At 61.7% G+C, this 1077-nt stretch carries 1 protein-coding gene; it reads right to left on the bottom strand.

Annotated elements, in window-relative coordinates; genetic code table 11:
• Positions 1–1077: O-phosphoserine--tRNA ligase (sepS, locus tag CW742_RS14790; RefSeq protein WP_292421702.1), on the bottom strand; the 1077-nt coding region annotated here is incomplete at both ends.

Genomic DNA, 1077 nt, shown 5'->3' with positions numbered 1-1077 from the left:
GTCTGTGATGAAGCGCATTGCGTACTCATCGACCTTCAGGTTGATGTCACTGGGGAGCTTTGCCATCTTGACCTGAACGGTTGTTTCCTTCCCGCACCGTGCTGCCTCCTCAATACGGGCGGCGGCAAGGGCCGACACCGCGGAAAGGTAGGAGAGGCCGGTTGGCACTCCCTCGGTCCGCACCTGCTTCCACTTCTCGGCGTCCGGCACCCCGAGCACCGATCCTTCGTGGACGAAGATCTCGTTTGCACAGGCCGGCCCGCAGAGTTTCGCATTGGACTCGGTCTCTTCAACTACTACCTTCACGCGGGTACCGGTAAGAGTCCCTTCCCATACATCGAACGAGCAGGGGCCCTGTGCCGCCCCGTTCGCGGCCGCAACCTTTGCAATTGCCTGTGCAAGCACTTTTCCTTCGGGAGATGACGGCTCTTCCTTCAGGTGGACTGCCCGGGCGATCTCCCTGTCGGAGAGCGGCCGGGGGAAGAACTGGGGATAGACGAGCTGGCGGACATCGTTGGCGTTGTACGCGATCATCGCGAGCCGCTCGACGCCGAGTCCCAGGTTCATGACCGGGACGCCGACGCCGTATTCTGCGAGCGCCGAGGGAGAGTACATCCCGAAGGTCGCCACTTCGACCCAGCCATGGACCGGGTGCCGGGCATACACTTCCGTCTGGGTGTCCGGCATATAGTATTTCGAGCGTTTCTCGTCAGGCTGGAACCGGAAGTCGGTATACCCGAACGCCGAGAGGAGCGCCTCGCTTACTGCCTTGCCGTCCTCAATCGTCACGTCATCCCCGGCAATGATACAGGATGCTGAGTTGTAGGTCATGAGCCGGGTCGGCCCTTCGGCCTGTTCGCGCCGGAAGCATCGGTCAACCGAGAACATGCGGAGGGGAAGCGGGCTCTTGTCCCAAATCGCCCCGAGTGTTAAGAACCAGCCGCTCGTCATGTGGCGCCGGAGTGTAGAGCGCGAGGATTCGGGGGCAAGCTCGCGGAATTCGGGGAATACGTCGTCGAGGATGGGTACCACGACCCCGGCGTCAGTCTCCAGCACCTTGGAGAGTTCGTAGGTCAG

It is taken from the genome of Methanoregula sp., assembly GCF_002835825.1.
Lineage (GTDB): Archaea > Halobacteriota > Methanomicrobia > Methanomicrobiales > Methanospirillaceae > Methanoregula.
The sequence above is the reverse complement of the archived record's forward strand: the minus strand, read 5'-3'. Positions and strand labels throughout refer to the sequence as shown.